We start from the raw sequence: 17,762 nt of genomic DNA, 5'->3' as shown, positions 1-17,762 counted from the left end.
TAACCATTTATAAATGAAAAAAATTTTATTGAGCGTATTACTTTCTGCTCCACTTTGGGTTTTGGGGCAGGGTTTCCAGGTTAATTTACAAGGTCAGAAACAAATTGGTATGGCTGGTGCAGGGTCTGCATTGGCTTTAGATGAAGCTTCTGTATTTTTCAACCCTGGTGCAGTAACTTTCTTAGAGAAAAACTCAGTTTCAGCAGGAGTAAACCCATTATTGTTTAAATCAGCTTTTCAGCAAAGCGGATCGAACATCACAGAAAATGTAAAAAATAAAATTGCACCACCTTTCGAGTTTTATGCCGTTTGGGGACCAAAATCTAATAAATGGAAATTGGGTTTAGGTGTTTACACACCTTTTGGTGGTTTGGTAGATTGGGGGAATGATTGGTCTGGTAAATATTCCCTCACTTCATTAAACCTGAAAGCCATTTATTTTCAGCCAACTTTAAGTATTAAAATAACAGATCGTATTGGTATCGGTGCTGGTTTTGTATATAACCATGGCGATGTAAACCTTCAACGCGCACTTCCTGTAAATTATCCTGACGGTCGTTCAGGCCATGTTACATTGGATGGTACAGGTAAGGGCTACGGATGGAATGCCGGTTTATATATAAAAACCCTGAGCAATATCTCGTTTGCTTTGGTACATAAATCGAAAGTGGTAACCAAATTAGATGGCGGTACTGCCGAATTTGATGTGCCAAGCTCACTAAGATCATCTTTTCCTGCGGGTAATACTTTTAACGCTGAATTGCCTTTGCCAGCCACTACAAGCTTGGGAGTAGGAATCCCATTGTCAAAAAGTACAGCCCTGGCATTTGATGCAAGTTGGGTACAATGGCATGTTTATCAGGATTTAACATTCAATTACGCTCAGCCTGTTAATGGATCTTCGCAAACCAAATCGGCGCGTAATTATCATGATGGTTCTTCATTTAAATTGGGTATTAACCACCAGGCTTCAGAGAAGTTAGCATTAAGGGCAGGTGTAGGTTATGCTTTTTCTCCTGTTCAGGATGGTTATGTAACGCCTGAAGCACCAGACGCCGACCGTTATATTTTAAGTGCGGGTTTAGGTTATACACCAACAAGTCATTTCGAAGTTAATGCATCGTTCTTTTTCGAAGATGTAAGATCGCGCAAGCAAAAGAATATAGAAACAGGCCTGGATGGTACTTTTAAAACTTTGGTGTATGCACCAGGTATTTCGTTAACTTATAAATGGTAGGAGAAATTACAATGAAGAAATATATATTAAATAGTTTCGTAGCTGCTGCCATCCTTTTTACGGCTGCCTGCAAACCAGAAATTGAAACACCTGCAGGTACAACCGCAGGGCAAGCTAATTTTAGCAAATACATTGCTGTGGGTAATTCATTAACCTCAGGCTTTGCTGATGGTGGATTGTATTTAGAAGGGCAAAAAGTAGCCTATCCGAATTTAATTGCGGCTAAAATGGCCAGCGTTGGCGGAGGTACTTTTACTTCTCCGTTTTTCACAGATGAACATTCAAACGGTTCAGGATATATTGCTTTAACTGCACTGGTTAATGGCACGCCAACCTTGACACAGGTAACTGATAAACTGGCCTATAGAGATGCAGCCAGGCATTTAGATAAATACAACGGCGAAATCCAAAATTTAGGTATACCAGGCATGCGTGTTGATTTATCTTTTGATCCAACACTTACTTTTAGTGCTGCCAATCCATATTTTGAGCGTTTATTAGCTGATGCCCAAGTGGGTAAAACCAATTACTTTCAGTTTATACAAGGTAGAAATCATACGTTTTTCTCACTTTGGTTAGGAAATAATGATGTTTTAGGCTATGCAACCAATGGTGCAGTTACGGTTACCGGTGATCCAACCACTGTATTAACCGATAAGGTAACCTTTGCTTCTTTATACTCTAATTTATTAAATGCCTTAACGGCTGGCGGACAAAAAGGGATTGTAGCTACCATTCCTGATGTAACAGCCATTCCATACTTTAATACCGTTAAGCCATCTTTATTACTTGCAGCAGCTAAGGCAGCGAACCCTGCTGCCCAGGCCGTATTTATTCAAACCGGAACAGGTGCAGTAAGGGTAGCTACAGATGAGGACCTCATCCGTTTGCCTTTCCAGTCTGCTGGTTTGTTTGGTCAGGGCACCATTCCTTATGGCTTACATCCACTAAACCCAATAGAAAGTAAGTGGGTATTGGACAAAGATGAGGTAATCAAAGTGAAAGACTATGTAAACAGCTACAACAGCAGTATTAAATCTTTAGCCACAAGCAAAGGTTTGGCAATTGCAGATACCTATGCTTATTTTAATCAGGTTAAAACGGGCTTGAATATTCAGGGGGTAGGTATTAATGCTGCATTTATTAGCGGTGGCGCATTCTCTTTAGATGGGATTCACTTAACCCCACGTGGAAATGCAGTAATAGCGAATGTATTTATCGATGCGATTAATGCTAAATACGGGTCTACTATTCCAACGGTTGATATTACTCAATATAGAGGAGTGAAATTTCCCAATTAATTAGGAAGTTACTTCAAAAAAAAGCTATCTCATAAATTCAACTTCGGAGAATGTCTTGTTGAGCTTGTCGAAATGCGTAGATGAGCATTTTGACGAGTTCTTCGACAGGCTCAGGATGACAAACTAAAATGAGATAGCTTTTTTATTACTCCAGCTTTTCGTTTATCAACTGAATTATTTTCTCCTTTTCATCTGGCTCAAACCAGTTAATTTCCGAATCTCTCCTAAACCAGGTAAGCTGGCGTTTTGCAAAACGGCGGGTATTTTGCTTAATAGCAGCAATGGCATCTTCCAATGATAATTTCCCGTCCAGGTAATCGAAAAGCTCGCTGTAACCAACGGTATTAAGTGCATTATACTGTTTAAATGGGGTAAGTACTTTCACTTCATCCAGAAGGCCTTCTGCAATCATTTGATCAACCCTTCTGTTGATCCTGTCGTATAAAACAGCCCTGTCGGTATTCAGGCCAATCTTGATGATATTAAACGGTCTTTCCTTTTTGGTGGCCGATAGCATTGAGGAAAGCTTTTTCCCAGTTGAGAGGAAAACCTCCAGACCCCTGATCATTCTTTGCGGGTTCTGCTGATCTACTTTTGCAAAATATTCGGGATCTAAATGTGCCAGTTGATTTTGTATAACGGCTAAGCCTTCTTCTTCAAATTGCCTGTTCAGTTTTTCCCTGATGGATAGATCGATATCTGGCATTTCATCCAAGCCGTTAATTAAAGCATTTACATACAGGCCTGATCCGCCAACCATAATGGCTACATCGTGCTCCCGGAAAATTTCTTCGAGTTTTTTTAAGCCTTCTACCTCAAAATCGCCTGTACTGAACAGTTGCGTTACGGCATGTGAATCAATAAAATGATGTTTTGCTGCAGCCAATTCTTCCGCGTTGGGTTTGGCCGTGCCAATTGCCATTTCCTTAAAAAACTGGCGCGAATCTGCAGAAATAATTTCTGTGCCGAAATGCTTGGCAATCTGAATGGCCAGGACTGTTTTACCTATTGCCGTAGGACCAACAATAGAGATTAAGGTTTTTTTAAATGGTTTTTTTATCATTGATATGATACTTTAAAAGAAAAAGTCAGATGTAAGGTACATCTGACTCAATATTGATCATAACTTCTTCAGCAGGGGCCGCAATAAATCACTTTCAGTAAGTTCGTTTTATTGTACAGCTTTCAGTCAGCCTAACAATAGAAACGAATTAATAGTCATCTTTATGACCATCCTCATCGTAGTGATCATTGTCTGAAAACTCATCGCCAAATTCGTCTTCTTCGTTTTCTTCCTCTTCGTCCCTTTCTTCTTCGTTAATGCCCATTTCGCCCATTGCTTCAAGCTCGTCGGTATCTTCAGGTACAAAATCCATTTCGTTAAGGAAATCAAATTCACTTGCCGCCGCCGCAGCTCCCCTTGGATCAACTGCCTGCGGACTATTTTGCTCCATAATTTTTGGCGCGTCGCCACTGCTTTTGGCCAAAAACGGGTATTCGATATTAGGATCGGCATCCAAAATGATTTTTACCAGTTCAACGTGAAAATCGTAAGGACGGTCGAAATTATAAGTGTAATAAAATTTTTGGTGCGGATCTTCTATAAAACCGCTCAATTTAGAATTTTCCATTAAAACTACACGGTCTTTTTTACGCTCGCTAGGTAAATAAGCAATTTCATCACCTTTTAACCAGTTATCGGTGCTTACATAAAAAGACGAAGATTTTTCGGCGTTATAACCTGTAGACCGGTGGATAGCCTTGTGCAGGTCTTCAAATGTTTGGTTTGATTTAATGTCGATCTCTCTTACAACATCATCAAAATCTTCGAAAGTAATTCTAAATTTATAAATAGCCATTATTGTATTTTGGAACCGTAAAAATAAAGTTAATTTATAATTACCACAAACATCAAATGCCATAAAAGGCATCCTAAGTTCGTAATTCGGGCAATTAAATTATTTATTAACAGGATTTAATCCCATTTGTTTTGCCTGATTGAGCATAAAATCGAATGCTTCCTGGTAATCATTTTTGATTTCGCCCTCCAATATGGCTTCACGAATGGCATTTTTAATCATACCAACTTCTTTTCCTGCTTCGAGGCCGAAAGTCTCCATAATATCGTTACCTGTAATTGGTGGCTGCCAGTTCCTGATTTTATCGCGTTCTTCCACATCTTTGAGCTTTTGTTTTACAAGCTCAAAATTGTTTCTGTATTTTGTTTTTTTGTACTCATTTTTAGTGGTTACATCGGCGTTGCAGAGTAACATAAGGCTTTCTATTTCTTCGCCGGCATCAAAAAGCAATCGCCTAACTGCTGAATCGGTTACGGTTTCCTGTGCCAAAACAATCGGACGCAAATGAAGCTGTACCAGTTTTTGCACATACTTCATTTTTTCATTTAAGGGAAGTTTTAATTGCGCAAAAATTTTCGGTACCATACGCGCACCGCGGTCTTCATGCCCGTGGAAAGTCCAGCCATGGCCCTCTTCAAAACGTTTGGTTGCCGGTTTGGCAATGTCGTGTAAAATAGCTGCCCAGCGCAACCATAAATCATCAGTATTTTCGCAAATATTATCCAGTACCTCTAAAGTATGGTAGAAATTATCTTTATGGCCCTTACCCTTAATAATTTCCACGCCATAAAGCTGTGCCATTTGAGGGAAAATTAAATGTAATAATCCCGTATCGAAAAGGTATTTAAAGCCTACTGACGGTTTTTTAGATAATATGATTTTATTCAGTTCATCAGTAATCCGTTCTTTAGATACAATGCCAATACGCTGTTTCTGTGTTTTAATGGCTTGAAGTGCAGCCGGATCGATATCGAAATTGAGTTGTGAAGCGAAACGAATGGCCCGCATCATGCGCAGGGGGTCGTCAGAAAAAGTAATTTCCGGATCGAGCGGGGTACGGATCAGTTTATTTTCCAGATCTTTAACGCCATCAAAAGGATCTAAAAGCTCGCCAAAATGCTCTGCATTTAAATTTATTGCCAACGCATTGATGGTAAAATCCCTGCGGAGCTGATCATCTTCTAAAGTGCCGTCTTCAACAATGGGTTTGCGCGAATCTGACCGATAAGATTCTTTTCTGGCTCCTACAAACTCGACCTCTAAATCCTGATATTTAATGTTTGCAGTTCCAAAATTCTTAAATACAGCTACTTTGGTGTTTAATTTCCGCCCTACGGCTTCGGCATATTCGATTCCGCTACCTACCACTACCACATCAATATCTTTTGACGGGCGGTTTAAAAATAAATCGCGCACAAAACCGCCTATTACATAGGCTTCGGTATTGTTCTTATCTGCTATGGCTGATAAGGTTTTAAATATGGGGTTTTGTAGGTGTTGTTGCATAAAAATTGTTTCATCATGCTGAATTTATTTAAGTACCTATTATTAATATAAGACCCAAAAAATAAACCAGGTGACGAATGACTTAATGATGCGAAATTAGTAAAAACTATTGAGGCTTACTTCCTGATAAATTCGAACTGTCCACCTGGAGAAAGTTTCATAATTGTAGACGGTTTTCTGCTGCTCCGGTTTTCCTGCTCAAAATCTACTACATAATCAACTGCATCAAGAATAGCAGGATCAATATCATCGAAGAATTTTGGAGAAGGCTGTCCGCTCAGGTTTGCAGAGGTTGATACGATGGGCTTCCGGAAACGCTGAATTAAAGGGGTGCAAAAATCGTGCTTAACAATCCTGATGCCTACGCTGCCATCCGCATTGATTACATTTTGAGCCAGGTTTTTGGCACCTGAAAAAATGATCGTCAGTGGACTTTCAGCATATTCGATCAGATCGTAAGCCACATCAGGTATTTCAGTAACATAGCTCTGCAGTTTGCTGTCTACATCCAGTAACACAATTAAGCTTTTTTCGGCTGGCCTGTTTTTAATTTTCAGTAGTTTATCAACAGCCTCTTCGTTTGTTGCATCACAGCCTAGCCCCCAAATGGTATCAGTAGGATATAAAATTACCCCTCCTGATTTTAATACTTCTAAAGCCTTATTTATTTCTTCTTTAAGCATATGCAAAGGTAGTTGATAATGACAGATTCGGTATGTATTAGAATATGTACATCGTTTGTAATGCTAAATTTATTTAAAAGTAGATATTTTTCTATATTAGCCGCACTAATCATTTAACCTTAAACAAAATATTTATGAAAAAACTATTGCAAAGCCTGTGCTTTGTGCTGTTTTTTGCTGTCTCGGCATTTGCTCAGGACAAAACAGTAACAGGCACGGTTGTCTCAAAAGAAGACGGACTGCCCCTCCCGGGTGTAAGCGTAATGGCTAAAGGAAGCAAAATCGGTACCGTAACAAACGCAGATGGAAAGTTTACACTCCGGGTTCCCACAAGCTCGACGACGCTTGAATTTACCTTCATTGGATATAAGGGTCAAAGTGTTCCGATTTCTTCATCAAATGTGGTAAGTGTTTCGTTAGCTGCTGATGCACAGGAATTAGCACAGGTAGTGGTAACCGCCTTGGGTATTACAAGAAAGAAAAACGAACTACCGTATTCTGCCCAGGAAGTAAAAGCTGAGGATATTACCAGGACCAGAGACAATAATCTCGTCAATTCATTAGGGGGAAAAGTTGCAGGACTCGATATTAAACGCAGTAATGCCATGGGGGGATCAACAAATGTGGTTATCCGTGGTTTCAAATCCATTAGTGGTAATAACCAGGCGCTATTTATTGTTGATGGAGTGCCTGTAAGTAACGCAAATACAAATACAACCAACCAGCAAACAGGCAGAGCTGGCTACGACTTCGGAAATGCTGCTGCTGATATTAACCCGGATGACGTGGCTTCAATGACTGTATTAAAAGGTTCTGCAGCTACTGCATTGTACGGATCGAGGGCTGCCAACGGTGTAATCATTATCACTACAAAAAGGGCGCAAAAGGTTCGACCAATATTACCGTCAACAGTGGGGTAAGTTTTGGCAAAATTGATAAAAGTACTTTTGTTAAATATCAAAAGGAGTATGGCGCTGGTTATGGTAGCCCTGCCACTGATGGAGTAGGCAACCCGGTTCCAGTTCCTGGTTTCTGGTACCGTGATATTTTTGGAACAGGAAGTAAAGAGATGACGCCTCAATTCAGTGCGGATGCATCTTATGGACCAAAATTTGATCCAAATTTATTGGTTTATCAGTGGTCTTCATTAGATCCGTTTTCTCCCAACTATAAAAAGAAAACACCATGGGTAGCCAGAGAAAATAGCCCGGAAACTTTTTACGAAACCGCTGTTGTTTCCAATCAAAGCATTAGTGTAGATGGGGGAGGAGGAAGAGGAACCTTCAAAATGGGATATACACGTAATGATGAAAATGGTGTTTTACCCAATAGTAAGATTACAAAAAACCTGTTTAATTTTGGAGCAGGGTATGAAATCGCAAAAGATCTGGTTGCCAGTGCTTCTGCAAACTATTCTAAAATAGATGGAATGGGGCGTTATGGTACAGGTTATAGCGGTTTAAATCCTAATCAGGGCTTCCGCCAGTGGTGGCAAACCAATGTCGACATTGCAGAACTTAAAGAAGCATACTTCAGAAATGGAAAAAATGTAAGCTGGAACTGGTCTGATACCAAAGCAACCAATCCAATATACGCAGATAACCCTTACTTTAACAGGTATAAAAATTATGTAAATGATACCCGCGATCATTACTTTGGAAACATTAGTTTAAGTTACAAAGTGAATAGTTGGTTTGATGTGGTAGGACGTATTTCTTATGATGGAACTTACGATCTGCAACAGGAACGGATTGCCGTTGGAAGTACCGCTGTACCTTCTTATGCACGTACCAATCGTACATACGGTGAAACAAACTATGATTTATTGTTAAATTTTAATAAAAACATTACCGAAGATATATCCTTTAAAGGTTTATTAGGGGCAAACCTACGTCGTGATAAATTAACCTCTATCCGTGCCCAAACTAATGGCGGTCTTGTTGTTCCTGAATTTTACGCACTATCTAATTCAGTAAGCCCTATTGAAGCGCCCCAAGAATTATACACACGACGCGCTGTTGATGGTCATTTTGCAAGTGCAACCTTTGGGTATAAAGACTATTTGTTTTTAGATGCAACAATCCGCAGGGATCAGTCAACTACATTGCCAGTTGGTAATAATGTTTTTTGGTATCCATCTGTTGCCGGTAGCTTTGCCTTTTCTAATCTTTTAAAAGAACAAACCTGGTTATCTTATGGTAAAGTAAGGTTAAATTATGCTGAAGTAGGAGCGGATGCACCTCCCTTAAGTGTTTACGATACCTATACCAAACCTACTGCATTTGGATCTATTCCATTGTTTTCTGTAAATAATGTTAAGAATAATCAAAATTTAAAGCCTGAGCGTACTAAAAGTGTAGAGGCAGGTTTAGATGCCGCATTTTTTAAAGAACGTTTAGGTTTTGAACTTACTTTATACAAAACAAGAACGGTAGATCAGATTACTCCTGTAACTGTTAGTTCATCGTCAGGGTATAGCCAATTGTTTGTTAATGCAGGAGAAGTTGAGAATAAAGGTATTGAAGCATCTTTATTTGGCGTTCCGATAAGGACTAAAGATTTTTCATGGAGAATGAATGTTAACTTCACCGTTAACCGGAATAAGGTACTGTCTCTGTATGAAGGGGCAGGAGGTAATATCGAATTGGCTTCGTTATCAGGCGGAGTAACCTTAAATGCAGCACTAGGGCAGCCTTATGGTGTAATAAGGGGTACAAATTATATTTATATTAATGGTCAGCCAGTTGTTGGAGCAAACGGATACTATAAAGCAACCTCAAGTTCGGCCGAGATTATCGGAGATCCGAACCCCGACTTTTTAGCCGGTATTGGAAACACATTCCATTATAAAAACGTTGCCTTAAACTTTTTAGTTGATATCCGTAAGGGCGGGAGTCTTTTCTCACTCGATCAATGGTATGGTTTAGGAACCGGTATGTATCCGGAGACGGCCGGCTTAAATGATTTGGGTAATCCCAAAAGAAATACTTTGGCAAATGGAGGTGGAATTATTTTGCCTGGAGTTAAGGAAGATGGTACTCCAAATGATAAACGCATTGATGTTTCAACCTCGGGCGGTTCTGCTTATGGTTATCCTAACAACCCTCCCAGGGCCTCTACAGTTTATGATGCCAGTTATGTGAAATTAAGAGAAGTTTCTTTAACCTACTCACTGCCTGAAAAATGGATTCGGAAAATTCATCCGTTTAAAGGGATTGATGTTTCTCTTCTTGGGCGTAACTTATGGATTATTCACAAAAATGTACCATATGCAGATCCTGAAGACGGTTTGAGTTCAGGTAATCTTCTTGGTTATCAGAGTGGATCATATCCAGCAGTTAGAACGATCGGTTTTAATGTCAAATTTAAACTTTAATTTAAGCATAATCATGAAAAGAATATATATTATTTTGATTGCAGTAGCTTTTTTTAGCTCCTGCGCAAAGAATTTGGGCGATTATAATACCGACCAGAAAAACTCGCCAACAGCAACTGCCCCAACCCTGTTTACCGCAGCATTAAAAAGTTATTCGGATGTATTAACCTCACCAAGTGTAAATACAAATGTTTTTCGCTTCTATGTTCAATACTGGACCTCTACCGAATATCTTGATGAACCCCGCTATAATTTACTTGCAAGGCCCTTGCCTCAGGCTTTTTGGCAAGCTATATACCGGGATGTATTAATGGATTTAAAAGAATCTAAACGTTTAGTTGCCGAGGATCTATTTATTACCCCGGTATTAAAGGCAAACGAAACTGCCCAGATCGAGATTATGGAAATTATGGCCTGGTCATCCCTGGTAAATACGTTTGGTAATGTTCCATATAAACAAGCATTAAATATAGCAAACACCCAGCCTCAATATGACGATGCAGCCACCATTTATGCTGATTTGCTTGTTCGTTTAGATGCGGCACTGGCAGCAATTAATACAACAGGTACGGGTTTCACTGGCGGGGCAGATGTTATTTACGATGGTAATATGGTATTGTGGAAGAAATTTGGTAACTCCTTAAAACTTCGTTTAGGATTAATTCTGGCTGATAAAGACGCTGCAAAAGCAAAAACAATTATTGAGGCTGCTGCGCCAAATGTTTTTACCAGTAATGCCGATAATGCCAAGTTTAAATATTTAAGCAGCACGCCAAATAACAATCCTGTTTCTGAAAATATAAACGCCGCCAGAACAAAAAGGAAAGATTATGTTGGAGCGAAAGCATTTGTAGATCGGCTAAATACACTGTCAGATCCAAGAAGACCAGGTTTCTTTAAACCTGTTGGTAATGTATATATTGGTGGCGATTATGGCTTTACAAATTCGGCTTCCAATTTTTCCAATATAAGCGATAAAGTTATTGCACTGGATTTTGAAGCATTATTGCTTGATTATTCTGAGGTTGAGTTTGCCCTTGCTGAAGCTGGCGCCCGTGGGTTTGCAGTAACTGGCAGCCCTGCAGATCACTATAATAAAGGCATTACGGCTTCTATTATTTACTGGGGAGGTACCGATGCCGATGCTGCGACCTATTTAGCGAGGCCTGATGTTGCCTATTTAACGGCATCAACAACTAATAATTATAAGGAAATTATTGGGAATCAAAAATGGATTGCGCTCTATAACAGGGGGTATGATGCGTGGATTGAATGGAAGCGTCTTGATTTTCCTAAATTAAGCCCGCCAAGTGCACAAACTGCTCCTCCCGGACAAAGTGTTCCTTCAGGATTACAAATCCCGTTACGTTTAATTTATCCGATTAATGAGCAAACCTTAAACGGTGCCAACCGTTCGGCAGCTGCATCTGCCATTGGCGGTGATTTAATTACTACCAAAATTTTCTGGGATGTAAATTAAGTTAATTCTTAAATGAAGTATTGATAACTCCCGGATGCCACAGGCATCCGGGAGTTATTATTTTATATCTATTGATTGCTTTTTCGAATAACAATCTAATTGTAAAAAATTTAAATGATTCAATATTTGATTTGCAATATCGTTATATTTATGTCAGGTTATTTATACAAGAGCGCACAAAAAATGAAAACAGCACAAAAATTATTAATGCTTTTTACAGTGGTATTGGCATTAGCAGGATGTACAACACTCCGTACCGCATCTGATTATGATAAAAATGTTGATTTAAGCGGTTACAGAACTTACAATTTTTACGATAAAGGCATAGCCAGGGTTAAGCTTAACAATTTAGACAAGCGGAGGTTAATGGCTGCAGTTGAATCTGAAATGAACGCAAAGGGATTTACGAAATCAGACCGACCAGATCTATTGGTTAACCTGGTTGTGGTAGCCAGAGAAAAAACTGATGTTTATGGTCCGGCTTACTATGGTGGCTGGGGTTGGGGCTGGCGTGGCGGCTGGGGAAATCCTTTCTGGGGCGGCGGAACCTATGTAAACCAATATATTGATGGTACCATTATCATCGATTTCCTCGATCCGGCTAAAAAGATTTTATTCTGGCACGGACAGGGATCAGGTTTTAACCTCGATAATTTTAATAAAAGAGAACAACGTTTGTACACTGGAGTAAAAGAAATATTGGCGCAATATCCTCCAACTGTTACTGCTGCTAAATAAATATAAAATTAATTAAAGGAACCAAAGAGGCTTGAATTTTAAATAAATTCAGGCCTCTTTTATGTTTTAAGTACAGGTTGCCATAATTTAAACCTGAAATTCGCGTAAAGCCTGTAATGAAGCATGCGCGAAGACCTGCAGCAATGGTAATACTAACATTTAATAGGGCATTGGCCTTGCTTTTCAGCTATAAAAGCTAGACTTATATAAACTTGAAAAAATCTTAACGAAAAAGCTACTTATCAAAGGGATAGATAACAATCCATTAACTGCTTTGTAACAACAGAACTGTTAAACTTTTGAACAAATTCGAATCCTTTTTCCTTCATTTTTTTTTGGAGCTCAGGATTTTCCAGAATTTGATTGATGGATTTTGCCAGTCCGTCGGCATCGTTTGGCGAAACATATAAGCTGTTTGGTCCACCGGCTTCTTCCAGGCACGAGCCTGTGGCTGCAACCACCGGAATGCCTGAATACAAAGCCTCAATAATGGGGATGCCAAAACCCTCATAAAATGAAGGATAAACAAAAACGCCGGCCATTTGGTAAATGCCTGGCAGATCGGCAAAGGGAATGTTTTTTAAGAATATGATGCGATCTTTTAAGTCAAGTTTTTCAATTTCCTTTTCTACAGTTTTAAAATAACCCGTTTGTTTACCTATCACCACAAGTTTATACTCCTCATCAACATTTTTTAATGCCTGTACCGCCAATTTCAGATTTTTACGTTCCTCAATGGTGCCAACGTTCAGGATATATTTTTCGGGTAGTTTATAGGTTACCTTGATGCGGCTTAGGGTTTCTTTTGGAAAAGGGGTTTTAAAGCTGTCATCACAGCTTTGATAAATCACTTGTATCTTTTCAGGATCGATTCCGTATAAATCAATAATATCCTTTTTTGTTTTTTCGCTGATGGCGATAATTTTATTGGCATTTTTACAGGCCGATTTACTTTTCCATTCGTATAATTTCCGGTCAATAAATTTATAGTACTGAGGGAAACGAAGAAAAATCAGATCGTGAATAGTAACAATTGATTTAATCCTGGTATGTTGTATGGCCATTGGAATTTCGTGACTAAGGCCGTGAAAAATCTGGCAACCATCCTGATTTAAATCTTTAAGGATATTTAAGGTTCTCCATAAAAACGGACCATTTTTAGGGAGTTTAAGTTCGATGTTATCCTTTTTAAAAAAAGCATCGATCTGTTTAGATTGTTTTACTTTTGGCGAATAAACCATGTACTCGTGTTCCGGAAACTGGTATGCCAAATGCTCAATTAAAGACCGGCTATAATTGCCCAATCCGGTTAAATTGTTGGCAGCACGTTTGCCATCGAATCCAATCTTCATTAGAGGTGTAAGGTTTGAGGTAAAAGGTTTAAGGCTTTGGGTGTTGCCTTACACCTTAAGCCCTATACCTTAAACCATTTATACTGCTACATTATTTTCCCTTAACGCATCATTAAGTGAAGTTTTCTTATCTGTACTTTCTTTACGTTTTCCGATAATTAAAGCACAAGGTACCTGAAATTCGCCCGCAGGGAATTTTTTGGTATAACTTCCAGGAATTACAACTGAACGTGCTGGAACAATGCCTTTATATTCAACAGGTGTTGGGCCGGTAACATCAATAATTTTGGTCGATGCAGTTAATACAACATTGGCTCCAAGCACTGCTTCTCTTTCTACTTTAACACCTTCTACCACAATAGCCCTTGAACCTAAGAAAGCATCATCTTCGATAATTACCGGAGCAGCCTGTACAGGTTCTAAAACACCGCCAATGCCTACACCACCACTTAAGTGCACACGTTTACCAATCTGTGCACAAGAGCCAACGGTAGCCCAGGTATCAACCATGGTACCTTCATCAACATAAGCGCCAATATTAACATATGATGGCATCATGATTACACCTTTTGCCAAAAACGAACCGTAACGCGCACTTGCCATAGGTACAACGCGAACACCTGTTGCCTTGTAATCGGTTTTTAATTCCATTTTATCATGGTAAACAAAAGGGCCATTTTTAATTTCTTTCATCTCACGGATCGGGAAATATAAAATTACCGCCTTTTTTACCCATTCATTAATGCCCCAAGAGTTTAAAACTGGTTCTGCAACACGGATTTCGCCTTTATCTAAACCCTGAATTACAGTTTCGATGGCTTCGCAATAGTTGCTATATTGTAATAGGGTTCTGTCTTCCCAAGCGGCTTCAATTAATTTCTTTAAATCTGAATACATGATGTTTTTAAATTTTACGCAAAATAAATCAATTTTTGCTTATTAAATGGTTAATTGTTTAAATTGTTTGTTCTTTTGGTTAACACGTTAATTGTTTAAATTGATTAACTGCAGGGATAAAGGCTGGTTGATAAAGTATTTAAATTGGGTTAATTACCGGAATATGCTTCATATAACTAATACACATGTCATTTAACCGATTAGTCAGTTCAAACAATTAACCCGAATTGCGTATTTTTGAACCTTTATGACAGAAACAGAAAAACTTAGGATAGATAAATATTTATGGGCGATCAGGTTATTTAAAACCAGGAGCCTTGCAACAGATGCCTGTAAAGCCGGAAGAGTAAAGTTGAAAGGACAGAATATCAAACCTTCGGCCATTGTAAAAGTTGGCGATGTTTATCATGTATCGAAAGGCATCGAGAGGAAAATTATTGAGGTGGTAGAACTTTCATATAACAGAACAGATTCGCCAACTGCCTTAACTAAATATAAAGATTTAACCCCTGTTGAAGAAACGCATGCCTTTAAATCGATGTTCCATGCACCAAGCCTGAAACGCGATAGGGGAACTGGCCGTCCGACTAAAAAAGACCGGCGTGAAACCGATGATTTATTGGGTGGGATGTTTGAGGAAGAAGATTAGTTAGTCCTCAGTCTTGAGTCCGAAGTCTACAGTCTGTTTAACTCTTAGCAACAGACTTTGGAATAAACATTAATCTCCTTTTTCAAGTCTGAAATCATTGCTTGACTCATGACTCAAGACTATGGACTGAAGACTAAAATACCTCATTCTATAACTCATCATGGCTGTTTTACCCAGTTTTTCAATCAATTTATAATTGGCTACAGCACCAACTGCTGCGCCTACAAAAGGAAGTAGTTGAGCCAGTTTAGCTAAATCGATATAATCGCGGTATTGTTGCTGAAAAGTGAGCCAATCAAACTCATCAATGTTGGTGGGTAACTGGTGTGCTTTATCGTCCCAGTTCTGCATTTTAAAAAATACATTCTGGCTTTCTTCCTTGCTCGAAAAGGCCAGTTGAAAAATATGTAAAATGTATAAACGCTCACGATAATCTTTAACATCGTATCCGTAAACCGCAGCGATATCAAAAAGCATCTTCATTTTAATACCCAGCAGTAAGGGGAAATCCGCCAGGCTCATTAAAAAGCCACCGGCACCTGTAATTCCACCCTCCGCAGCTCCGGTTTTTTTGTAATTATCAATTTTTTGTTTCACCAATGCTTCACGGTGCATTAAAGTTAAATCGGTGATGGGTTTCGATGTTGTAAATGTAGAACCAAAAAGAACAGCCTTAACCATCTGCTTTATTGCGGTGGTAATGGCACTATGTACTTTATCCGGAATGTAACTATTTATTTTCTTCTGAACTTTACCAGTTACTTTGCTCAGGAGCGAGGGTTTCTGTAAGGTCTTAAACTTCCAGAATTCCAGTTCGCTGTTTATTTTTTCCTCGTAATTCATCCTTGTTTTCATAAAACAGACACTTAACAACCAGTATTTGTTTTATGGCCGTATACTAGTAGTTGATCCGCATGGCAGAAGTTTCCCATAGCGAAAAGGCCAATAAAGCTTCATCACGCATCAGCTGGATAACCTGAAGACTCCTTTTTTCCATTGGTTTATCTAATTCTTCATATATAAATTTATCACTAAAACCTATATTCTCAGCATCAGCCTTGGTATTTGCATAGTAAATGGTATCGATCCTTGCCCAATAAATAGCTCCTAAACACATAGGGCAGGGTTCACAGCTGGTGTAAATTACGCAGCCGCTTAAATCGAAAGTATTCAATTCTGTACAGGCCAGCCTGATGGCCGAAACCTCTGCATGTGCAGTCGGATCATTGGTAGAAGTGACCTTATTAGCCGATTTGGCAATCACCTTGCCGTCTTTTACCACTACAGCGCCAAAAGGCCCGCCAATGCTTTCGCTTACATTCTGTACAGATAGATCGATGGCCATCTGCATAAATTCCTGATGCTGTTTTTCCATAGTTTCTAATATCCGAAAAAATCGGCACAAAAAAAATGCCCCGTTTTGAGCGGGGCATCCTGATTTAAATATTTTATCGTTTATTTTTTGCTGTATTCAGCATTTAAGCCCTTAATTACCTCTGAAGTTACATCTAAACTCTCATCGGCAAATAAAATGGCGCTGTTGCCTTTCGAATAGGTCAATACCATTTTATATCCTTTTTGTTTGGCATAACCTTTTAAATAATCGGCTACTTTATCATATAACTTTTCGTTTTCAGCAGCTTGCTCATTCTGTAAAGCACCACCTGCATTTTGCTGGTAGGTTTGCAGTTCTTGTTGTTTACGTGCTAAACGCTCTTCAGTACTTTTGCGCTGATCGGCAGATAAAGTAGAGGCCGATTGCTGGTATTGAGCAACTTCTCTTTGAAAAGCCTGACCTTTAGCCTGCATATCTGCCTGTGCATTTTTGGTTTTTCCTTCAAATTTCACTTTAAGATCTTTGAAGTATTCATATTTTGTAAGTAAAGAGTCGGAGTTTACAAATACAATTTTCTCAGTTGGAGAAACCGCTGCAGTAGTACCCTCTGTTTTTTTAGTTTCAGTAGTTTTAGTGTCTTTGTTCTGGCATGCAGAGAAAGCAGTTATCAAAGTTGCTGTTGCAAGTAAACCAAAGGTTTTAAAGGTTCTTCTTTCCATTATTGTTTAATAAATTTTAGCAAACTTATATAAATTAGTTTTGATATGCAATTTAAAGAGAGGCCTGTTAGGGTACAAGTTCTGTTTTGCGTTCTGCGTATTGCGTAAAGTGTTTAATTTACTTAAGGCTAAGCGACTAAAGGTTGGCCGTGCAATCTTATAGAATTTATTCCTGGCGGCATGGTTCGAGTCCCCCGTACTACAAACCTTTATTTTCTATAAAACCCTGTCGCCGTGGTTTGTGTCTGCACGGGTCATAAAACCTTTTATTCTATCTGTAAGTTTCTCGCCAGAATAGAATTAGGAAATGAGCGGTTTGTGGTTCTTGGCGGTATGCAGTCCTGCTTTCGCTAATAGTCCTCGCTGCGTGGACTGCCCCCAAAAAGTTGGACAAACTTATTAATTATTTAAGACTTGTGCCCGGTATTCAACCGGGCTCATTCCATTTAAGTTCAATCTTATCCTTTTATTGTTATAATAATTAATATACTCATCAACATCGCCCTTCAGTTCCTCCACCGACAGGTATTTTTTGCGGTAGAACATTTCAGACTTTAGCGTACCAAAAAAGTTTTCCATTATGGCATTATCCAGGCAGTTGCCCTTTCTCGACATACTCTGTGTAATTC

At 39.0% G+C, this 17,762-nt stretch carries 17 protein-coding genes; 7 read left to right on the top strand and 10 right to left on the bottom strand.

Annotated features, from left to right (window positions below; genetic code table 11):
* The first annotated feature begins 13 nt into the window (after window positions 1-13).
* Both ACFSR6_RS06015 and ACFSR6_RS06010 read left to right on the top strand, forming a co-directional pair.
* Window positions 14-1,237, top strand: a complete 1,224-nt coding sequence (locus ACFSR6_RS06015) for an OmpP1/FadL family transporter (protein WP_379076326.1) — start codon at window positions 14-16, stop codon at window positions 1,235-1,237.
* Between the two features lie 11 nt (window positions 1,238-1,248).
* On the top strand, window positions 1,249-2,538 hold the full coding sequence (locus ACFSR6_RS06010; protein WP_379076323.1) for an SGNH/GDSL hydrolase family protein: 1,290 nt from the start codon (window positions 1,249-1,251) through the stop codon (window positions 2,536-2,538).
* Between the two features lie 145 nt (window positions 2,539-2,683).
* Here the strand turns inward: ACFSR6_RS06010 and miaA are convergent, their stop codons facing one another.
* The 4 genes from miaA to ACFSR6_RS05990 all read right to left on the bottom strand — a co-directional run bounded on the left by miaA (window position 2,684) and on the right by ACFSR6_RS05990 (window position 6,586).
* Window positions 2,684-3,601: a tRNA (adenosine(37)-N6)-dimethylallyltransferase MiaA gene (gene miaA / locus ACFSR6_RS06005; RefSeq protein ID WP_379076320.1), complete on the bottom strand. Its 918-nt coding sequence runs from the start codon at window positions 3,599-3,601 to the stop codon at window positions 2,684-2,686.
* A 148-nt stretch (window positions 3,602-3,749) separates the two neighbouring features.
* Window positions 3,750-4,397 (bottom strand): IS1096 element passenger TnpR family protein, encoded by a 648-nt coding sequence (locus ACFSR6_RS06000; RefSeq protein WP_379076317.1) that lies wholly within the window; start codon window positions 4,395-4,397, stop codon window positions 3,750-3,752.
* A 99-nt stretch (window positions 4,398-4,496) separates the two neighbouring features.
* Complete coding sequence (locus ACFSR6_RS05995) at window positions 4,497-5,903, bottom strand: CCA tRNA nucleotidyltransferase (protein WP_379076314.1); 1,407 nt, start codon at window positions 5,901-5,903, stop codon at window positions 4,497-4,499.
* Window positions 5,904-6,019: 116 nt separating this feature from the next.
* Window positions 6,020-6,586 carry an L-threonylcarbamoyladenylate synthase gene (locus ACFSR6_RS05990; protein WP_379076310.1) on the bottom strand — a complete coding sequence of 189 codons (567 nt, stop codon included), beginning with the start codon at window positions 6,584-6,586 and terminating at the stop codon, window positions 6,020-6,022.
* 134 nt (window positions 6,587-6,720) lie between these two features.
* Between ACFSR6_RS05990 and ACFSR6_RS05985 the strand changes: the two genes are divergently transcribed.
* From ACFSR6_RS05985 to ACFSR6_RS05970, 4 genes are all read left to right on the top strand, one after another.
* Window positions 6,721-7,506 carry a TonB-dependent receptor plug domain-containing protein gene (locus ACFSR6_RS05985; RefSeq protein WP_379076307.1) on the top strand — a complete coding sequence of 262 codons (786 nt, stop codon included), beginning with the start codon at window positions 6,721-6,723 and terminating at the stop codon, window positions 7,504-7,506.
* A 149-nt stretch (window positions 7,507-7,655) separates the two neighbouring features.
* Window positions 7,656-9,962: a TonB-dependent receptor domain-containing protein gene (locus ACFSR6_RS05980; RefSeq protein ID WP_379076304.1), complete on the top strand. Its 2,307-nt coding sequence runs from the start codon at window positions 7,656-7,658 to the stop codon at window positions 9,960-9,962.
* Window positions 9,963-9,975: 13 nt separating this feature from the next.
* Window positions 9,976-11,442, top strand: a complete 1,467-nt coding sequence (locus ACFSR6_RS05975; protein ID WP_379076301.1) for a SusD/RagB family nutrient-binding outer membrane lipoprotein — start codon at window positions 9,976-9,978, stop codon at window positions 11,440-11,442.
* 183 nt (window positions 11,443-11,625) lie between these two features.
* Window positions 11,626-12,180 (top strand): DUF4136 domain-containing protein, encoded by a 555-nt coding sequence (locus tag ACFSR6_RS05970; RefSeq protein ID WP_379076299.1) that lies wholly within the window; start codon window positions 11,626-11,628, stop codon window positions 12,178-12,180.
* Between the two features lie 242 nt (window positions 12,181-12,422).
* Here ACFSR6_RS05970 and ACFSR6_RS05965 read toward each other — a convergent pair whose 3' ends face one another.
* Together ACFSR6_RS05965 and ACFSR6_RS05960 are read right to left on the bottom strand one after the other, a co-directional pair.
* Window positions 12,423-13,532, bottom strand: a complete 1,110-nt coding sequence (locus tag ACFSR6_RS05965; RefSeq protein ID WP_379076296.1) for a glycosyltransferase family 4 protein — start codon at window positions 13,530-13,532, stop codon at window positions 12,423-12,425.
* Window positions 13,533-13,610: 78 nt separating this feature from the next.
* Window positions 13,611-14,429 (bottom strand): 2,3,4,5-tetrahydropyridine-2,6-dicarboxylate N-succinyltransferase, encoded by an 819-nt coding sequence (locus ACFSR6_RS05960; RefSeq protein WP_343523665.1) that lies wholly within the window; start codon window positions 14,427-14,429, stop codon window positions 13,611-13,613.
* A 247-nt stretch (window positions 14,430-14,676) separates the two neighbouring features.
* Between ACFSR6_RS05960 and ACFSR6_RS05955 the strand changes: the two genes are divergently transcribed.
* Window positions 14,677-15,078, top strand: a complete 402-nt coding sequence (locus tag ACFSR6_RS05955; protein WP_379076294.1) for an RNA-binding S4 domain-containing protein — start codon at window positions 14,677-14,679, stop codon at window positions 15,076-15,078.
* A gap of 69 nt (window positions 15,079-15,147) precedes the next feature.
* On the opposite strand, the gene ACFSR6_RS05950 is transcribed toward ACFSR6_RS05955, so the two are convergent.
* From ACFSR6_RS05950 to ACFSR6_RS05935, 4 genes are all read right to left on the bottom strand, one after another.
* Window positions 15,148-15,933, bottom strand: coding sequence for an EcsC family protein (locus tag ACFSR6_RS05950; RefSeq protein ID WP_379076291.1), 786 nt, complete (start codon window positions 15,931-15,933; stop codon window positions 15,148-15,150).
* 43 nt (window positions 15,934-15,976) lie between these two features.
* The gene (locus ACFSR6_RS05945) at window positions 15,977-16,453 is read right to left on the bottom strand and encodes a nucleoside deaminase (protein ID WP_379076288.1); all 477 of its coding nucleotides are present in this window, start codon (window positions 16,451-16,453) and stop codon (window positions 15,977-15,979) included.
* Between the two features lie 80 nt (window positions 16,454-16,533).
* Window positions 16,534-17,133 (bottom strand): OmpH family outer membrane protein, encoded by a 600-nt coding sequence (locus ACFSR6_RS05940; protein WP_379076285.1) that lies wholly within the window; start codon window positions 17,131-17,133, stop codon window positions 16,534-16,536.
* 399 nt (window positions 17,134-17,532) lie between these two features.
* A partial coding sequence (locus ACFSR6_RS05935; protein WP_379076283.1) for a transposase occupies window positions 17,533-17,762 on the bottom strand: 230 nt, incomplete at its 5' end.

Origin of the sequence: Pedobacter vanadiisoli, assembly GCF_042684385.1 — a bacterium.
Lineage (GTDB): Bacteria > Bacteroidota > Bacteroidia > Sphingobacteriales > Sphingobacteriaceae > Pedobacter > Pedobacter vanadiisoli.
The sequence above is the reverse complement of the archived record's forward strand: the minus strand, read 5'-3'. Positions and strand labels throughout refer to the sequence as shown.

Coding starts and splice junctions, on each gene's coding strand:
- ACFSR6_RS05945 (WP_379076288.1), bottom strand. CDS start 16,453: ATGGAAAAACAGCATCAGGAATTTATGCAGATGGCCATCGATCTATCT.
- ACFSR6_RS05990 (WP_379076310.1), bottom strand. CDS start 6,586: ATGCTTAAAGAAGAAATAAATAAGGCTTTAGAAGTATTAAAATCAGGA.
- ACFSR6_RS05965 (WP_379076296.1), bottom strand. CDS start 13,532: ATGAAGATTGGATTCGATGGCAAACGTGCTGCCAACAATTTAACCGGA.
- ACFSR6_RS05960 (WP_343523665.1), bottom strand. CDS start 14,429: ATGTATTCAGATTTAAAGAAATTAATTGAAGCCGCTTGGGAAGACAGA.
- ACFSR6_RS06010 (WP_379076323.1), top strand. CDS start 1,249: ATGAAGAAATATATATTAAATAGTTTCGTAGCTGCTGCCATCCTTTTT.
- ACFSR6_RS05940 (WP_379076285.1), bottom strand. CDS start 17,133: ATGGAAAGAAGAACCTTTAAAACCTTTGGTTTACTTGCAACAGCAACT.
- ACFSR6_RS06000 (WP_379076317.1), bottom strand. CDS start 4,397: ATGGCTATTTATAAATTTAGAATTACTTTCGAAGATTTTGATGATGTT.
- ACFSR6_RS05970 (WP_379076299.1), top strand. CDS start 11,626: ATGAAAACAGCACAAAAATTATTAATGCTTTTTACAGTGGTATTGGCA.
- miaA (WP_379076320.1), bottom strand. CDS start 3,601: ATGATAAAAAAACCATTTAAAAAAACCTTAATCTCTATTGTTGGTCCT.
- ACFSR6_RS06015 (WP_379076326.1), top strand. CDS start 14: ATGAAAAAAATTTTATTGAGCGTATTACTTTCTGCTCCACTTTGGGTT.
- ACFSR6_RS05995 (WP_379076314.1), bottom strand. CDS start 5,903: ATGCAACAACACCTACAAAACCCCATATTTAAAACCTTATCAGCCATA.
- ACFSR6_RS05975 (WP_379076301.1), top strand. CDS start 9,976: ATGAAAAGAATATATATTATTTTGATTGCAGTAGCTTTTTTTAGCTCC.
- ACFSR6_RS05950 (WP_379076291.1), bottom strand. CDS start 15,933: ATGAAAACAAGGATGAATTACGAGGAAAAAATAAACAGCGAACTGGAA.
- ACFSR6_RS05985 (WP_379076307.1), top strand. CDS start 6,721: ATGAAAAAACTATTGCAAAGCCTGTGCTTTGTGCTGTTTTTTGCTGTC.
- ACFSR6_RS05980 (WP_379076304.1), top strand. CDS start 7,656: ATGACGCCTCAATTCAGTGCGGATGCATCTTATGGACCAAAATTTGAT.
- ACFSR6_RS05955 (WP_379076294.1), top strand. CDS start 14,677: ATGACAGAAACAGAAAAACTTAGGATAGATAAATATTTATGGGCGATC.